Below are 16,134 nucleotides of genomic sequence, written 5' to 3' on the forward strand. Positions count from 1 at the left end.
CGGGGGCCGCCGGCCGCCAGCGAGCGCGCCTGGGCCGCCTGGCGCTCCGCGGCCCGGCGCTCGGCAGCCCGGCGCTCGTCGGCCCGGCGCGCGGACACGGCCGCGAGCCGGCCCAGCACCAGCACGACGCCCAGCAGCGCCGTGGGCACCAGGGCGGCCCACCAGACGAGCAGCGCCGCCGCGACGGCGGCCCACGCGGCTGCGGTGGCGACGAGCAGGACGAGCGTCAGGACGAGCCGCCGGCGCGCCCGGCGGGCGCGCTCCTCCAAGACCGCCAGGCGGGACTCGCGGCTGTCCTGCATCGAGTGCTCCCCTCGTCGGGTGTCCGTCGTGCTGGTGGTGCCCGTCGTGCTGGTGGTGCCCGTCGTGCGCCGGCCGCCGGCGCCGCTGCCGGGGGTGGGCCGGTCGTCGGGCGCGGCGGTGCGCTCCAGCAGGCGCGCGCGGACGCCCCCGTGGCCGGGCGCCAGGAGCGGCACGGTCGAACGGGGCTCGAGCGGCCCCTCCGTCACGGGCCCGGCGGCCACCGCCAGCACCCGCAGCCCGCCGGAGAACCTGTCCTCCACGCGGGCCTCGACCAGCTGCTGACGGTGCCGGGCCTTGCGCGGCACCCAGTAACCCAGCCACAGGACGAACAGCGCGAGCGCTGCGAGACCTGCTGCCGACGATTCCACGCCACGACGTTAGGGGAGCCGGAGCCGCCGCGCGTGGAGTACTCGCGGCGTGTCCGTCAAGCCGACCGTCGCGAAGGCGTGTCGGCGGAGGTCAGACGGCGTCGCGGGTGCGCTGCCAGCGCCCGAGCAGCCCGCCCGGCACGTCCTCCGTGGTCAGCGCGAACGTCCGGTGGTCGCGCCACTCCCCCTGGATGTGCAGGTAGCGACGCCGCAGGCCCTCGTCGCGGAAGCCGAGCTTCTCGACCACGCGCAGGCTGCGCTCGTTCTCGGGGCGGATGTTCACCTCGATGCGGTGCAGGCCCAGCACCGCGAAGCAGTAGTCGGTGGCCATCGCGACGGCGGTGGGGATGACGCCGCGGCCGGCCACGTCCCGCGAGACCCAGTAGCCGATCGACGCCGAGCACAGCGAGCCGTAGGCGATCGAGGAGACCGTCAGCTGGCCCACCAGCGCCCCGTCGAGCTCGACCGCGAACGGCAGCGTCGTGCCGGCGCGCGCCTGCTGGGTCAGGGTGCGCACGTACTCGCCGAACGTCGCGGCCGGCTCCGCGTGGTAGCCGGGCGACGTCGCCTCCCAGGGTTCCAGCCACGCCCGGTTCTCCTGGCGGAGCCGCAGCCACGCGTGGGCGTCCCGGCGTCGCAGCGGCCGCAGCACCACCGACCCGCGCGGGGAGTCGTCCCGCAGGGTCACCGGCCACGACCTGCTCACCGTCGCCCACTCCTTCATCAGTCCCTGCGCCACCCGAGCCTCCCGCGCTGCCGGGCACGGCAGCCCGGCGTTCGGGACGGACACTGACACAATGTGCCCATGCGTCGCGACTCCAACAGCCCCGCACGGAACCAGCCGTATCCCGTGATGCCGGGCATGGAGCCCGCCGACGCCAAGGAAGAGCTGCGCCGCGCCATCCGTGCCCAGCGTCTGGCACGTCCGCCCCGCCTGCGCGCCGAGGCCGCCGTCGCGCTCGCCGAGGCCCTCGCGGAGATGCCGGAGGTGCGCGACGCCCGCTGCGTGGCCACGTACGCGGCGCGCCCCGCCGAGCCCGGCACCGACGTGCTGCTCGAGCAGCTCGCCGCCCGCGGCACCCGCGTGCTGCTGCCCGTGCTGGGCGCCGGCCTGGCCCGCGACTGGGCCGAGTACCACGGCCCCGACGACTTGCGCGAGCGCGCCCCCGGCCGCCCGCCGGAGCCGAGCGGCCCGACCCTGGGGGCCGAGGCGATCCTGGACGCCGACGTCGTCGTCGCCCCCGCGCTCGCCGTCGACACCGGCGGCGTGCGGCTGGGCCAGGGCGGCGGCTGGTACGACCGCGTGCTCAAGCAGGCCCGGCCCGGCGTGCCCGTCGTCGCGATGGTCTTCCCCGAGGAGGTCTACGACGTCGTGCAGCGGCCGCTGCCGGCCGAGGAGCACGACATGCCCGTGCACGCCGTCGTCACCCCGGAGGGCTGGCAGCGGCTGTTCTGAGCCCCGCCGGTCAGGGGCCGTCCGCCGTCACGGCCGCATCGTCAGCTCGTCGACGGCGGCCGCGCGCACGGCCTCGGGGGTGAACGGGAAGGGGAACGTCTCGCCCGCCGCCCACGCCTCGAGCTGGTCGTCGTAGTGCTTCGACGCCGGGTGCCCGGACGAACCCGTCGCGGTGACCCACGTGGAGGCGTCGAGGTCGCCCATGTCCACGACCATCCGCATCGAGGGGCCCGTCGTGACGGCGAAGCTGCCCGTCCCCGCGTCCCAGCCGGTCGCGTTCACCACCGACGACGTGCCGGACATCTTCACCGGCGACGGGTTGAACAGCGCGCGCACCGGTGCCGGCACCGAGTCGCCGCCGAGCACCGGGTGCTTCAGGCGCAGCGTGTGCAGGTCGCCCCAGCGCCAGTCCGAGGGGTCCTTGCTCAGCTCGACGGTCAGGTCGCGGCGGGCGCTCACCAGCGCCTGGGTGAGGATCTCGTCGCGCGACTCCACCACGTTGAGCGTGGAGCGGTCGTCCCAGAACCGGTCGTCCGGGCGCTCGAGCATGTCGCGCACGACCACGAGCCACCGGGAGCCGCCGTCGGGCCGCATCTCCTCGGGCAGGTCGTCCCAGAACGCGCTCTGCAGCAGGTTGCGCCACACCGCGGCGAAGTAGGCGGCGGCCGGCGAGTCGGCGTCCATGTGGCCGTCCCAGTCGGCCAGCAGCTCCTGCCCGGCGGCGTCGTAGTCGTCGTCGATGTCGACGGCGAGCAGCGCCGGCAGCAGCACCTGGGCGTAGGCGCTCCAGTCGTCCTGCTGGACGGCGCCCATGTCCTCGACGGTCAGCTTGCGGCCGGCGTCGATCTGCTGCTGCAGCAGGGTGCCGATGCGCTCCGAGCGGAAGCCGTAGTCCCAGTCGGAGGCGAGGAACGGGCCGGTGCCGTCGGGCAGCACCGCCTGGTTCGCCGCGACGATGACGCCGCCGGCGGGGTCCAGCGCGCTCGGCATCTGGTCGGCGGGCACCCAGCCCTGCCAGTCGTACGCCGGGTCGCGCCCGTCGCGCGGCCACGAGCCGTCGCTCGGCACCGGGCTGCCCGCGACCTCGGCGCGCACGGGCACGCGGCCCGGGGCCTGGTAGCCGATGTGGCCGTCGGCGGTGGCGAACACGATGCTCTGCGCCGGCACCTCGAACAGCTCCGCCGCGGCGCGGACGTCGTCGGCCGAGCGGGCGGTGTCGAAGGCGAAGACGGCGTCGGCGGTGCGGCCCGGCTGCAGGGCCGTCCACGCCAGCGAGACGGCGTAGGTGCCCAGCTCCGTGCCGGACGTCGTCGGCGACCCCGTGACCGCGTCGAGGTCCTCGAGCACGTCGGAGACGATCGGCCCGTGCGCCGTGCTGCGCACGGTGATGTCGATCGGCGTCGAGCCCGCCACGCGGATGGTCTCCGTGCGGACGTCGAGCGGCTGCCAGTCGTCGCCGCGCTGGTAGGTGTCGTCCCGCACCCGCTCGATGAAGAAGTCGGTGACGTCGGCGCCCATGTTGGTCAGGCCCCACGCCAGGTCGCCGTTGTGCCCGATGATCACGCCCGGGAAGCCGGCGAAGGAGAAGCCCGCGACGTCGAACGGGCAGGCGTCGTCCACGGTCTCGCAGTGCAGGCCGACCTGCGCCCACACGTTCGGCTGCGACAGCGCCAGGTGCGGGTCGTTCGCCAGCATCGGCTTGCCCGAGGCGGTGTGCTCCCCCGACACGACCCAGGAGTTGGAGCCCGTGCCCTCGCCCCGGCCGACGAGCGTCGGGACGGCGTCGAGGGCGTCGCGCGCCGAGGCCAGGGCGTGGCCGAGCACGGCGCCGCCGCGCGGCATCGGGGCGTCCGACGCGGCCTCGGTCACCACGGCGCCAGCGGCGGGCGCGGCGTCGGACGCGGCCGGGGCCGCCTGCGCGTCGCCGGTCGCGCCGTCGCCACCGCCGTCGCCGGTCGCGCCGTCGTCGGCGGTGGAGAGGTCGGCGGGCTGGAGGATGGTGCCGTTGCCGCCCTCGGCGTACGACGGGAAGAGCTCGTCGACCGCCCGCACGTCGCCCACGGTGGAGTAGGCCAGGGCGCGGTCGAGCTCCGCGTCGTAGTTCCCGCGCAGGTCCCAGGCCATCGCCTTGAGCCACGCGAGCGAGTCCACCGGGTCCCACGGCTCCGGCTTCTCGATGCGGGTGGTCATCCCGAGCACCGTGTACTCCACGGCGAGCTCGTCGGTGCTGCGGCTGTCGAGGTAGGCGTTGACGCCGTCGGCGTACGCCTGCAGGTACGCCCGGGTCTCCGGCGTCAGCATCTCGAGCTCCTGCTGCGCCACGCGGCGCCAGCCGAAGGTGCGGATCACCTTGTCGGCCTGGATCGCCGCGGGCACGTCGCCCACGAGCTCGGCGAGCCGGCCCGCCGTCACGTGGCGGCGGTAGTCCATCTCGAAGAACCGGTCCTGGGCCTGGACGTAGCCCTGCGCCCGGAAGAGGTCCTCGGGCTTGCCGGCGGTGATCTGCGGCACGCCGCGGGCGTCCCGCTGGACGGTCACCTCGCCGTCGAGCCCGTCCATCTGCACCGCGGCGTCCACGTCGGGCAGCGGCTTGCGCACCGTCACGGTGCCGAACGCCACCGCCGCCACGAGCACGACCGCGACCAAGGCCGCGACTCCCACGAGCACGCGGCGGAGCCGAGAACCACGGCGCCTGGGCACCGGCGTCTCCTCGACCGTCTCGTCGGACGTGGCTGCGGGCGGCGGGGTGACGGACACGCAGGAGAGGCTACCCCGGGCTTTTCACCCGCCCTCGACGGACCGGGCCGGGGGCGCGGGCCGGGGGCGCGGGCCGGCTGGGCACGCGTGGCAACACCCCGGTGCGGTGCACGCCACGCGCTGCGGCGGGAATGTTGCGGCCCTGCGTATCATTGGCACTCGGTAAGCACGAGTGCCAGCAGCGGCCCGGTGACCGCGCGCACCCGTCCCCACGGTCCCTTGAGGAGAGCCACGTGCCCACCTACGCCTACCGGTGCGCCGACTGCGGCCACGCCTTCGACATCCACCAGTCGTTCAGCGACGACGCCCTCACCGTGTGCCCCGAGTGCGGCGGCACGCTGCGCAAGCAGTACGGCACGGTGGGCGTGACGTTCAAGGGCTCCGGCTTCTACCGCACCGACTCCCGCGGGTCGTCGACCTCGTCGTCCAGCTCCTCGTCGTCGTCGAGCTCGTCGTCGTCGAGCTCGTCGTCGAGCTCGTCGTCGTCCGGCTCGTCGAGCGCCAAGACCGCGTCCTGACGCACCGGGCCTGAGGGCGGAGCGCGTCCTCGGGCACGGCCGGCCGGCGCGACTGCGGTGCCGCGCAGCGGCCGGTGCGCCGGCACGGCACGGCGCTGAGTCCGCCCCCGGCGCGCCCCGCCCACGCGTCGTCCACAGCCCGGCCGAGCACCGTGCCCGGCGCGCGCGGAGGGGCCCTAGCGTCCCGGGCATGAGCCCGCTGCGCCTCGGAACCCGCCGCCCGCCCGCCCCCGACCTCGCCGCGCCGGCGGCGCGCAGCCGCGCGCGCCGGCGGGCGCTGGCGTGGCTGTGGCGGTCCCGGTTCGTGCTGGCCGCCGCCTGCTGCGGCCTGGCGGTCACGGCAGCCGTGCACGCGCTGCGGCCACCGGCGCCGCCCACCGTCGACGTCGTCGTGCCCGTGCGGACGCTCGCGCCCGGGCAGGCCGTGTCCGACGACGACGTCGCCGTGCGCGCCCTGCCGGTGGAGGCGGTGCCCGAGGACGCGCTCGACGACCTCGGGGCCGCCGTGGGGCGCACGCCCGCGGTGGCGCTCCCCGCCGGGCTGCCGCTGACCCGCGAGCTCGTCGCGGGCGGCGAGGTCGTGGCGCAGGCCCCGGCCGGCGCCGTCGTGGTGCCCGTAGTGCTCGACGGCACCGCGGCCGACCTGCTGCGGCCCGGCGACCGGGTCGACCTCGTGACGACCGCCGCGCCCGACCCCGACTCCCCCGACGCCGCCTATCTCGCGCGCGGGGCGCTGGTGCTGCCGTCGGCAGGTCGCCAGCGGGACGAGCCGTCCGGCGGCGGGCTGCTCGGGGGCGGCGCGGCCGCCGGCACCACCGACGCCACGCTGCTCGCCGTCAGCCCCGAGGAGGCGCCGGCCGTCTCCGCGGCGTCCGGCTCGGGCACGGTGGGCGCGGTGCTCGTGCCCTGAGGGGGCGCCGCCCGCCGCTGCCGCCCGGGCGCCGCTCGCGCGAGACGTCCCGAGCGTCCCCTTGCGTTCCCCCGCGAGCCCCGCGAGCATCGACCCCGACGTCGGGCCGGCGCCGTCCGCACCGGCCCACCGCCCGACCCGGCCTCAGGGGGACACGCATGCTCAAGGGATTCAAGGACTTCATCCTGCGCGGGAACGTCCTGGACCTCGCCGTCGGCATCATCATCGGCGGCGCGTTCACCGCGATCGTCACCGGACTGGTCGATGGCATCCTCAACCCGCTCATCGCCGCGCTCTTCGGCCAGCCGGACATCTCCACGGTCGGGACGTTCCCGATCAACGGTGCGACGTTCAGCATCGGCCTGGTGCTCCAGGCCGTGCTCAACTTCCTGCTCGTGGCCGCCGCGCTGTACTTCTGCGTCGTCGCGCCGGTGAACGCCCTGCAGCGCCGCCGCAAGAGCGGCGACGAGCCCGAGCCCAAGGCACCGGCCGAGGACGTGCTGCTGCTCCAGGAGATCCGCGACCTGCTCGCGGCCTCGACCGGCGCCAGCACACCGAACCACCCGAACGGCGGCCCGCGCGTCTGACGAGCGCCCAGTTCGTGGGTAGGGAGCCCGCCGGCCGATCTGCGGATCGGCCGGCGTGTTCCGTACCCACGACCTGGAGGTGGGCTCAGCGGCGGCCCCAGTGCGGCGGCACGTCGCGCAGCAGCCGCTCGTCGTTCTCGCCGTGGCTGCCCCGCTCGTCGGCGGGCAGCCCGAGCACCGACTCGCGCTCGGTGCCCTGCCGCACGACGCGGCGGTGCCGGCGTCGGCGGGGCTGGGCGTCGTCCGCGGCTGCGGGGTCCGCCCCGGTCCCGTCAGCGGTGGGCTCGTCGGGCCGGGAGGTCGCACGGTCGGTCACCCGACCATTGTCCGCCACCGCCGGCCCGGGTCAGGCGGGCCGGTCACCCGACCCCGCGTCGCCCCACGCCGCGTCGCCCGACGCCGAGTCAGTGCCGTCGGCCGGGCGCGGCTCGTCCGTCAGCGCGTCGGGCACGTCGCCGGGCAGCGCGTCCTCGGAGCGGACGTCGGCGAACGGCACGCCCTCCGGCAGCACCTCGCCGGGCTCGTCCTCGGGCTCGTCCTCCTCCGGCAGCACGGGCACCACGATCTCGCGCGGCGCCACGACGCCGCCGACGGTGCCGATCCGCGCGTCGCGGACCCGCTGCACCAGCCGGCGCACGCGGTCGGCCTCGCCGTCGGGGTCGAGGAACGCGGCGGCCGACCACACCTGGGTGACCACCCAGCCGAGGCGCTCGAGCCGCTCGGCGAGCTGGCGGTCGCGCACGCGCACCGACGGCTCCGCCACGTACGCGGCGTCGTCGGTCAGCACGGCGACGAGCAGCTCGTTGGGCAGGTCCGGGTGCCCGACGACGAGCGGGATGCGGTCGCCGTCCGGCAGGCCGTAGTTGGTCTCGACCAGGTAGCCGAGCCGCCAGAGCCGCTCCCCGAGATCGACGAGCAGCCGGTCCGGGGCGCTCGAGACGTCCACGCCGTTGCCCAGCTGCACCTGGTCGGCCACGTCGGCGCGGCGCTGCGCGAACGCCAGCACGTCGGCGAGCAGGCGCGGGCCGGCGCCGCGCAGGCGCTCGGGGTCGAGGTCGGCGGCCGAGAAGCAGGTCACCACGCGCAGCCGCCGGCGGGCGGCGCCGAGGGTGCCGAGCAGCATCGCCTGGCCGCCGGGCTCCCCCAGCACGCCGAACCGGTGCAGCACGCGCCCGTGCGGCGTGCGGCCGAACCCGAGGGTCAGCACGATCGCGTCGCGCGACAGGCCGGCCACGCCGGTGATGTCCGCGACCACGACCGGCTCCGGGCGGGAGCCGGAGAAGAACGGGGCCAGGGCCGGGTTGGCGCGCACCTCGGCGAGCAGCGCCTGGCGGATGCGGTCGGCGTGCACCTCGGTGACGGTGACGATGCCGAGCGTCTCCTCGGGCCGGGTCAGCGCGTGCTCGATGGCGATCTCGACGACGCGGTCCACCTCGGCCTGGGTGGACTCGACGGTGCCGGAGACCGGGTCGGGCATGCCGGAGCCGTGGACCAGGTCGAAGTGCACGAGCGCCTCGGCGCGCGGCAGCGGGGCCGGGCGCACCAGGTCGGCGTAGCCGTGCTCGGCCAGCAGGCGGGTCAGCTCGTGGTCGCGGCGCGACTCACGCGGCAGGAGCGTCACGCGCGGCAGCAGGCGGGCCAGCTCGTGCACGGCAGTGCCGGACGCCGAGCGGACGTCGCCGACCACCACGACCTGCACGCCGCGGGCCAGCGCCGGGACCACCGACTCGAGCGCCACGTGCTGCACGGCGTCGAGCACCACGAGGTCCACGCTCCGCTCGGCCGGCAGCAGGTGCGGCACCAGCGTCGGCGTCGAGACCATGACGGGGCGCAGGCGCCGCAGCACCTCGCCGTGCCGCACGGCGAGGTCGCGCAGCGACGTCAGGCGGCCCTCGATGAGCTCGGTGAACAGCGCCTCGGCGTCGTCGCGGTGCTCGCGCATCGCGGTGCCCAGGTGGGCGCGCACGGCGGCGCGCACCGGCGCCGACAGCGCCGCGACGTGCCGCCGGTCGAGCTCGCGGAACCGCCGCGCCAGGGCGTCGAGACCCGCGCCGTCCTGCCCGGCCAGGGCCGGGTCGGCGGCGAGGATCTGCTCGAACACCGACGACCACCACGCCAGCTCCAGCTCGGCCTCGACCAGCGGGGGCGGCGTGCGCCGCGCCGCGAGGTCCTCGATGAGCGGGCCGATGCCGGCGGCCTCGGCGCGGCGCAGCGCGGCCGTGCGCTCCGGCAGGCTCTCGAGCGCGTCGGCGTCCTCGGCCAGCCGCTCGAGCCGCTCGGCGAGGACGTCGAGGTCGAGCGCCGTCAGCCCCCCGCCCAGCGGCGTGGTGCCCAGCACCGGCTCCAGCCCGTCGAGGTCGATGCGCACCGCCTCGTGGGTGTCCTCGATGGACGACAGCCCCTCGGGCAGCACCGGCCACCCGCCGCGCTGGGAGTGCTCGGCCCAGATGTCGCGCTGCTGCTGCACCTGCACCAGCGCGGCGTGCAGGTCGGGCACGCGCACGCCCGGGCGCACCATGTCCTTGGCCCGCTTGTGCAGCCGCCGGCGGGTGAACCAGCCCATCTCGACGCCGTTCTCGGTGCGCCACTTCCGGCTCGCCGTGGCCTGCACGAGGTCGGCGGCGGTGCGCTCGAACACCATCGGGTGGAACACGTCGAGGGTGCCGCGCATCCCGCCGAGCATCCGCAGCTGCTCGCCGAAGGCGTCCACCGTCGTGGGCGTGGTCAGCCCGGTCACCTCGGTGACGTAGGCGATCTGCCGGCGCAGCTGCGGCAGCGTCGTGTCCTTGAGCCGCTGCACCCGCACGAGCGCCTCGCGGGCGTCGTCGTCGGTGAGCAGGTGCGCCCCGTACCAGGGGGTGGACGTGGCGCGGATCGTGAACGCGCCCAGCTCCGCGGCACGGCGCAGGTCGGCGGCCGCCGCGCGGCGGGCGTCGGCGTCGAGCCGCAGCGCGGTGTCGGCGTGCAGGCGCACGGTGGTCGACGGCGCGGGGCGCTCGGCGGTGAGCCGCGCGAGCGCCTGCAGCGCGTCGTAGGCGGAGACGTTCCACGGGGAACGCGGCTGGTGCAGCGCCGAGATGTAGCCGGCGAGCTGCGCGCGGGCGCCGATGAGCGCGTCGCGGATGCGCGTGGCCGCCTCGTCGTCGACGTGCTCGGGCTCGCTGGCCATGGCCGCCAGCAGGCGCCGGGCCACGTCCTCGCGCCACGTGGGGTGCGGCGGCACGTCGACCAGCAGGCCGTCGAGGTCGAGCGAGCCGAGGCGCGCGGCGAGCGCGTCGGCGGCGCGGCGGTGGCCCGTCACGTACAGCACGGAGCGACCGGCGGCCGCGGCCTCGGCGACGATCGCCGCGACGGTGCCGGCGACGTCGGCCCCCACCGGGGCGTCGACGTACAGGTGGCTGCCCGTGGCCAGCGCGTCGACCACGTGGCGCTGCAGCGGGTCGAGGTCGCCGACGCCGCGCTCGTACGCCGGGTCCGGGTCGCCGGGGGCCGGGGCGGGCACCTCGAGGGCGGCGATCGCGTCGGCCGCGGCGTCGACACCGGCCAGCGCCGCGACCACCTCGTGGCGCACGAGCGTGGGGGCGAGCGCGTCGAGGTCCTCGACGAGCGCCTGGCCCGGGTGGACGAACGTGCCGACGAGCACGCGCTGCTCGAGCTGGAAGCCCTCGAGCACGGCCTCCCCCAGCGCCGCGATGCGCTCCAGCACCGGCGACGGCTCGAACCCGCCGAGCGTGAACGTCGCCTGCGACAGGGAGGCGGCGTCGAGCAGGGCGCCGTGCCGGCGCAGCGTGCGGGCCACGACGGGGTTGATCTCGGCCGTCGCGTCGAGCGTGAGGTCGAAGTCGTCCTCGTCGCCGCGCCGGGTCAGGGTCACCGGGCGCAGCAGCACCGGGGCGTGCACGGTGCGCCGCGGCGCGTCGCCGGCCGGGGCGACGTCGCCGCCCGCCCCGGCGGCCGGCCCGGCGGCCGGCCCGAACAGGGCCAGGGCGTCGGCCGCCGTGGCCGCGTCGTCGGACGGCGCCGCGTGCCGCGGGCCGCCCATGGTCACCACGGGCAGCGACTGGGTGAACGGCGCGGCGTCCTCGACCTCGGGGCGGCTGCCGGCGACGCGGGCGAGCGCCGCGACGTCGCCGCGCGGGTGCTCCGACGCCGCGCCGTCGGCCGGCTCGGTCCAGGTCGCGACGCCGATGGCCAGGTAGGTGGGCGCGACGCCGAAGCGCTGGGCGTGCTCGGCGGAGCGGGCGGCGACGGCGCGGGCGCGCCGGCGCGCGGCGGGCAGCGCGGCGCCCTCGCGCACGAGGTTCGACAGGCGGGTGGGGCGGCCGGCGAAGAGCTGGGCGACGCCCGAGGGGTGCGCGGCGGTGAGGTCGATGATCGCCTCGCCGAGGAGGCCGACGTCGGCGAGCGTGGAGTCACCGACCTGCTCGACGAGGCCGGCGCGCCAGCGGCGCACGGCGTCGGTCACCAGCTCCTCGGGGGCCGGCGGGGTGACGAGGCGCGGGCGCTCGGGCGCGTCGTCGGGACCGCTCGGGGCCGACGACACGGCCGACTGCTCGACCGCGTGCTCGGCAGAGGTGCGTCGGACGGCGTTCACGCCCGCCACGCTAAGCGCGCCGCGCGCCGCTGCGGCGACGGCACGCCGAGAGCGCGTCAAGCCCGGGATCGTGCGGGTGCCGCGGCGCCCGGGGCGCCGACCGCACCGCCGAACCGACCCCGGACAGCGCGATGCCCTCCGGCAGGGGGTCCGAAGGGCATCGCGGCCGGGTGGTGACCCGGCGAACGACAGGCGCACCGCGCAGGGGGCGGGCGATGCGCGTCTGTCACGAGAGAGTGTGACCCTCCCGACCCCCCGAGTCAACCACAACTCGGACATGCGTCCAAACGCGTTCGAGACGTCCGCGGGGGCGCCGCGGGAGGACGCCGCGCGGGGTCGCGCGCTACCCGCCCGCGCTGCGCGCCGCGCCGCCGGCGCGACGGGCCGCGGTGGCCGCACGGACCTCGCGCGTGGCCTCGCGGTAGGCCGGCGCGGCCCGCGCGAAGTAGTCGAACAGCACCTCCTGCTGCTGCGGGGTGTAGGTCGCCAGCACCTGCGCGATCCGGCGACGCGCCGGCGCGACGACCTCGTCGACGCCCGCGAGCGCGTCGGTGACCACGTGCACGAGCACCTTGCGGCGGTCGGCCGGGTCGGCGGCGCGCCGCACGAGCCCCGCGCGCTCGAGGCGGTCGACCAGCCGGGTCGTGGCGCCGGTGGTCAGGCCCGTGCGGGCGGACAGCTCGCCCGCCGTCATCGGCCCCTCGAGGTCCAGCGCGCTCAGGGCGTACCACTCCGAGGCGCCCAGCCCGGCGGCCTCCGCGCCCGCCATCCCGTGCAGGCCCACGGCGTCGAGGTACCGCCGGAAGACCCCGTGGCGGTCCTGCTGCGCCGCCGCCGGCGGCTCCCCTGCCGGCTCGCTCGTCGGCTCTCCCGGCGACCGCCCCACCGACTCCCTTGCCATCCCCGGCACCCCTCCCTAGTATCTGCGTGCGTGCAGATGTTGCACTGCTGCACCTTCTTGCTCAGCATAACGACCGGAGGGGATCATGCGGGATCACGACGACCGGACGGCAGTCCTCGGCGTCATCGACCGGCTCGTGGAGGCCTGGGGCCGCCACGACGCCGACGCCTACGGCGCCTGCTTCACCGCGGACGCCACCTACGTCACCTACGTGGGCACGTGCTACCAGGGGCGCGACGAGATCGCGGAGAGCCACCGGACCCTGTGGGCGAGGTTCCTGGCCGGCACGCGGCTCGCGGACGAGGTGCGCGACGTCCGCTTCCCGGCCCCCGGCACGGCGGTGGTCACCGGGAGCGGCGACACGTACAAGGGCCGCCGTCCCGACCGGCTGCACAAGGTGCAGACGTACGTGCTGGTGCGGGAGGCCGACGGCGAGTGGCGGATCGCCGCGTTCCAGAACACCAGGCGCCGCCCGCTCCTGGAGGCCGTCTCCTTCCGGAGCGCCCCCGGCCTCGTCCCGGCCGAGCGCCGGCCGCTCGCGGTCCGCTGAGGCCCGGTCAGGCGCTGTGCGCCGGCACCACCGACCGGCCGTCCGCGCGCGTCGACCGGCCTCGCCGTAGCGTGGCCGGATGTTCGAGGGCTTCGAGACCGAGCACGTCGACACCGGCGAGGCGTCGATCTTCGTGCGCCACGGCGGCAGCGCCGGCCCCCCGGTGCTGCTGCTGCACGGCCACCCCCGCACGTCGGCCACCTGGCACCGCGTGGCGCCGCTGCTCGTCGAGCGCGGCTTCACCGTCGTGTGCCCCGACCTGCGCGGCTACGGGCGCTCGCGCGGCCCCGCGCCGGCCGCCGACCACGCGCCGCACTCCAAGCGCGCCGTGGCGGGCGACATGGTGCGGGTCATGCAGCACCTGGGCCACGACCGCTTCCTGCTGGCCGGGCACGACCGCGGCGGGGCCGTGGCGCTGCGCCTCGCGCTCGACCACCCCGACGCCGTCCTGCGGGCCGCGTTCCTGGACGCGCTGCCGGTCTCGGAGCACCTGGCCCGCATCACCCCGGAGTTCGCCACGGCGTGGTGGCACTGGTTCTTCTACGCCCAGCCCGAGGTGCCCGAGCGGGTCATCACCGCCGACCCCGACGCCTGGTACCACGGCGACCCGGCGGTCATGGGAGCCGAGAACCACGCCGAGTGGCGCGCGGCGGTGCACGACCCCGACGTCGTGCGGGCGATGCTCGAGGACTACCGCGCCGGGCTGACCGTCGACCGCCGCGACGAGGAGGCCGACCGCGCGGCCGGCCGGCACGTGCGGTGCCCGACCCTGGTGCTGTGGTCGACGCGGGACGACCTCGAGCAGCTCTACGGCGACCCGGTGGCGGTGTGGCGCGCGTGGGCGCCGGACGTCACCGGCCACGGCATCGACTCCGGCCACCACGTCGCCGAGGAGGCGCCCGAGGCGCTCGCCGCGGACCTGGCCGACTTCCTCGCCGAGCCGCGGCCCTGAGCCACGGCCCGCCGGGGCGGTCCGCGCCGGATTGTCCGTGACGTGCGCGCCCGCCCGCGCCACACTGCGCCCATGGCCTCCCCCACCGAGCTGCTCGCGGCGTACGACGACCAGCTGCGCACCGCCGCCGAGACGTACGACGCCGTCGCGGTGACGCGGCACGGCCCGCTGCACCTGGCGACCTTCCGCGGCGGGCGCGGCTTCGTCACCTACCGCGACCTCGCCGGCGCCGACGCCGCCGGCGTCCGCGACCTCGTCGCCGCGGCGCGCGAGCACTTCGCCGCCGACCCCGCGGTCACGCGGGCGGAGTGGAAGACCCGCGGGCACGACCACGCGCCGGGCCTGCACGACGCGCTCGTCGAGCACGGCTTCGAGCCCGACGAGCCGGAGTCGGTGATGGTCGGCGAGGCGAGCGCCCTCGCCGTCGACGTGCCCCTGCCGGACGGCGTCACGTTGCGGCGGGTGACCGCCGAGGCCGACGTGCGCGCGGCATGCGCGATGCAGGACGAGGTCTTCGGCGGGCCGCCGCGCCCGGAGATGGCGGACGACGTGCTGCGCCGGCTGGCCGCCGGCGACGGCACGGAGCTGTGGGTGGCCGAGGCGCAGGGTCGGGTGTTGACGGCCGGCCGGCTGGAGCCGGTGCCCGGCACGCAGTTCGCCGGGATCTGGGGCGGCGCCTCGCGACCGGAGTGGCGCGGGCGCGGCACCTACCGGGCCCTGACCGCCGCGCGCGCCCGCTCCGCCCTGCGTCAGGGCCGCACGCTGATCCACAGCGACTCCACCGAGTACTCGCGCCCGATCCTCGAGCGCTCCGGGCTGGTGAAGGTCTCCACCACGACGCCGTACCTCTGGCGCCGCGGCTGATCCGCACCGTGGCTGAGCGGCACGGCTGAGCGGCACGGCGGCCGCTCAGCGGGCGGCGTCGTCCGCGGGCTCGGCGGCGTGGCCCGTCGGCGGCGTCTCGTCGTCGGCGTCGGCGTGCGCGATGTGCGCGAGCTGGCGCCACACGAGCGCGAGCGTGACACCGGCGCCCACGAACGCGAACCAGAACGGGGCCGTCAGGCCCCAGTGCTCGGCGATCACGCCGCCGAGGGCCTGGCCGGCCACCAGGCCGCCGAACAGGCACATCAGGTAGACGGCGCTGACGCGACCCTGGAACCGCTGGGGCACCGCGCGCTGGCGCACGGTGTTCGACACGGTGCCCCACACGAACGCGTACGCGCCGAACTCGGCCATGATCACGATCGCCAGCCAGCCCGTGGTGGTCAGCGCCAGGGCGAGGTGGGTCACGACCTCCAGCAGCAGGCAGACCCGCATCACGGTGGCCAGGGAGAAGCGGCGCTCGATCCGCCCGTACAGCGCGGTGCCGACGATGCCGCCGACGGCCGACGCCGTCGTCAGCAGGCCGTAGCCCACCTCGCTCATGCCGAGGTGGTCGCGCGACCACAGCACGAGCACCGACCAGGCGGCCGCCCACGTCACGTTGAACACGAGGATGACCAGCGCGAGCGTGCGCACGGGCGCGTGGCCCGCGATCCACCGCAGGCCCTCGGCGACGTCCCGGCGCACGTGGGTGTGCTCGGCGGGCGCTCTGCGCGCCAGGCCCGGGGCGCCGTCGGGCGCCGGCGACGCCGCGATCCGCGCGACCAGCACCACGGCCAGCGCGATGCACACCAGCTGGGCGACGAACGGCCAGGCGGCGCCGGCGGCGAACAGGAACGCGCCGAGCGGCGGGCCGACCAGCTGGTTGACCGTCAGCTGGCCGGCCTGGACGCGGTGGTTGCCGACGCCGAGGTCCTGCTTGCGCACGAGCGCGGGCAGCAGCGTGGAGGTGGTGGTGTCGGCGAAGACCTCCGCGACACCGTGCAGCAGCATCGCGACGAGCACGACCGTGACGTCGACGTGGCCGGTGACGATGGTGACGGCGAGCGCGGCCACGACGGCGGCGCGCGCGGTGTTGGCGGCCATGACGACGCGGCGGCGGTCCAGACGGTCGGCGAGCGCGCCGGCCCACAGGCCGAACACCAGCCACGGCAGGCGCTGCAGCAGCGCCGCGAGCGCCACGAGGAACGCCGAGTCGGTCTGGGAGGCCACCAGCAGCGGCCCCGCCGCGAGCGCGATGCCGTCGCCGAGGTTGCTGACCCAGGAGGACGCGAGCAGCCAGCGGAACGGCCGCCCCAGGCGGGCCGGGACGAGGACCTCCGCCAGTGCGCTCACGAGCACGAGAGCCTACGGCGG

The 16,134-nt window shown here is 76.6% G+C and carries 13 protein-coding genes and 1 pseudogene; 7 read left to right on the top strand and 7 right to left on the bottom strand.

Annotated elements, in window-relative coordinates:
* Together GSF02_RS12735 and GSF02_RS12740 are read right to left on the bottom strand one after the other, a co-directional pair.
* A pseudogene (locus GSF02_RS12735) lies at positions 1–671 on the bottom strand (hypothetical protein); the annotation flags it as partial.
* A 91-nt stretch (positions 672–762) separates the two neighbouring features.
* The gene (locus GSF02_RS12740; protein WP_159797122.1) at positions 763–1,395 is read right to left on the bottom strand and encodes a GNAT family N-acetyltransferase; all 633 of its coding nucleotides are present in this window, start codon (positions 1,393–1,395) and stop codon (positions 763–765) included.
* 81 nt (positions 1,396–1,476) lie between these two features.
* Here GSF02_RS12740 and GSF02_RS12745 point away from each other — a divergent pair, with 81 nt between their 5' ends.
* The gene (locus GSF02_RS12745; protein WP_159797006.1) at positions 1,477–2,127 is read left to right on the top strand and encodes a 5-formyltetrahydrofolate cyclo-ligase; all 651 of its coding nucleotides are present in this window, start codon (positions 1,477–1,479) and stop codon (positions 2,125–2,127) included.
* A gap of 27 nt (positions 2,128–2,154) precedes the next feature.
* Here the strand turns inward: GSF02_RS12745 and GSF02_RS12750 are convergent, their stop codons facing one another.
* Positions 2,155–4,884, bottom strand: coding sequence for a penicillin acylase family protein (locus GSF02_RS12750; protein ID WP_235915543.1), 2,730 nt, complete (start codon positions 4,882–4,884; stop codon positions 2,155–2,157).
* 233 nt (positions 4,885–5,117) lie between these two features.
* On the opposite strand from GSF02_RS12750, the gene GSF02_RS12755 reads away from it, so the two are divergent.
* The 3 genes from GSF02_RS12755 (at position 5,118) to mscL (ending at position 6,899) form a co-directional block, all read left to right on the top strand.
* Positions 5,118–5,402 (top strand): FmdB family zinc ribbon protein, encoded by a 285-nt coding sequence (locus GSF02_RS12755; protein ID WP_159797009.1) that lies wholly within the window; start codon positions 5,118–5,120, stop codon positions 5,400–5,402.
* Between the two features lie 190 nt (positions 5,403–5,592).
* Positions 5,593–6,312, top strand: coding sequence for an RcpC/CpaB family pilus assembly protein (locus tag GSF02_RS12760; RefSeq protein ID WP_159797012.1), 720 nt, complete (start codon positions 5,593–5,595; stop codon positions 6,310–6,312).
* Positions 6,313–6,470: 158 nt separating this feature from the next.
* Complete coding sequence (gene mscL, locus GSF02_RS12765; RefSeq protein ID WP_159797015.1) at positions 6,471–6,899, top strand: large conductance mechanosensitive channel protein MscL; 429 nt, start codon at positions 6,471–6,473, stop codon at positions 6,897–6,899.
* An 85-nt stretch (positions 6,900–6,984) separates the two neighbouring features.
* Here mscL and GSF02_RS12770 read toward each other — a convergent pair whose 3' ends face one another.
* The 3 genes from GSF02_RS12770 to GSF02_RS12780 form a co-directional block, all read right to left on the bottom strand.
* Positions 6,985–7,215 carry a hypothetical protein gene (locus GSF02_RS12770; RefSeq protein WP_159797018.1) on the bottom strand — a complete coding sequence of 77 codons (231 nt, stop codon included), beginning with the start codon at positions 7,213–7,215 and terminating at the stop codon, positions 6,985–6,987.
* Between the two features lie 30 nt (positions 7,216–7,245).
* A complete protein-coding gene (locus GSF02_RS12775; protein WP_159797021.1) occupies positions 7,246–11,493 on the bottom strand; it encodes a hypothetical protein in 4,248 nt (1,415 codons plus the stop codon).
* A 343-nt stretch (positions 11,494–11,836) separates the two neighbouring features.
* The gene (locus GSF02_RS12780; protein ID WP_159797024.1) at positions 11,837–12,394 is read right to left on the bottom strand and encodes a MarR family winged helix-turn-helix transcriptional regulator; all 558 of its coding nucleotides are present in this window, start codon (positions 12,392–12,394) and stop codon (positions 11,837–11,839) included.
* An 85-nt stretch (positions 12,395–12,479) separates the two neighbouring features.
* Here GSF02_RS12780 and GSF02_RS12785 point away from each other — a divergent pair, with 85 nt between their 5' ends.
* The 3 genes from GSF02_RS12785 (at position 12,480) to GSF02_RS12795 (ending at position 14,760) form a co-directional block, all read left to right on the top strand.
* Entirely contained in the window at positions 12,480–12,944 is a 465-nt protein-coding gene (locus GSF02_RS12785; protein ID WP_159797027.1) for an SgcJ/EcaC family oxidoreductase, read from the top strand.
* A gap of 79 nt (positions 12,945–13,023) precedes the next feature.
* The gene (locus tag GSF02_RS12790; protein ID WP_159797030.1) at positions 13,024–13,896 is read left to right on the top strand and encodes an alpha/beta fold hydrolase; all 873 of its coding nucleotides are present in this window, start codon (positions 13,024–13,026) and stop codon (positions 13,894–13,896) included.
* 72 nt (positions 13,897–13,968) lie between these two features.
* Positions 13,969–14,760, top strand: coding sequence for a GNAT family N-acetyltransferase (locus GSF02_RS12795; RefSeq protein ID WP_159797033.1), 792 nt, complete (start codon positions 13,969–13,971; stop codon positions 14,758–14,760).
* A 45-nt stretch (positions 14,761–14,805) separates the two neighbouring features.
* Here the strand turns inward: GSF02_RS12795 and GSF02_RS12800 are convergent, their stop codons facing one another.
* Complete coding sequence (locus GSF02_RS12800; RefSeq protein ID WP_201308916.1) at positions 14,806–16,113, bottom strand: MFS transporter; 1,308 nt, start codon at positions 16,111–16,113, stop codon at positions 14,806–14,808.
* Positions 16,114–16,134: the final 21 nt, after the last annotated feature.

The sequence above is a fragment of the Puerhibacterium puerhi genome, assembly GCF_009846865.1.
In the GTDB taxonomy this organism is placed as follows: Bacteria; Actinomycetota; Actinomycetes; order Actinomycetales; family Cellulomonadaceae; genus Puerhibacterium; species Puerhibacterium puerhi.

Excerpts from the sequence above, each read along its gene's own strand:
- GSF02_RS12780 (WP_159797024.1), bottom strand. The coding sequence starts at position 12,394 with ATGGCAAGGGAGTCGGTGGGGCGGTCGCCGGGAGAGCCGACGAGCGAG.
- GSF02_RS12760 (WP_159797012.1), top strand. The coding sequence starts at position 5,593 with ATGAGCCCGCTGCGCCTCGGAACCCGCCGCCCGCCCGCCCCCGACCTC.
- GSF02_RS12795 (WP_159797033.1), top strand. The coding sequence starts at position 13,969 with ATGGCCTCCCCCACCGAGCTGCTCGCGGCGTACGACGACCAGCTGCGC.
- GSF02_RS12745 (WP_159797006.1), top strand. The coding sequence starts at position 1,477 with ATGCGTCGCGACTCCAACAGCCCCGCACGGAACCAGCCGTATCCCGTG.
- GSF02_RS12785 (WP_159797027.1), top strand. The coding sequence starts at position 12,480 with ATGCGGGATCACGACGACCGGACGGCAGTCCTCGGCGTCATCGACCGG.
- GSF02_RS12740 (WP_159797122.1), bottom strand. The coding sequence starts at position 1,395 with ATGAAGGAGTGGGCGACGGTGAGCAGGTCGTGGCCGGTGACCCTGCGG.
- mscL (WP_159797015.1), top strand. The coding sequence starts at position 6,471 with ATGCTCAAGGGATTCAAGGACTTCATCCTGCGCGGGAACGTCCTGGAC.
- GSF02_RS12790 (WP_159797030.1), top strand. The coding sequence starts at position 13,024 with ATGTTCGAGGGCTTCGAGACCGAGCACGTCGACACCGGCGAGGCGTCG.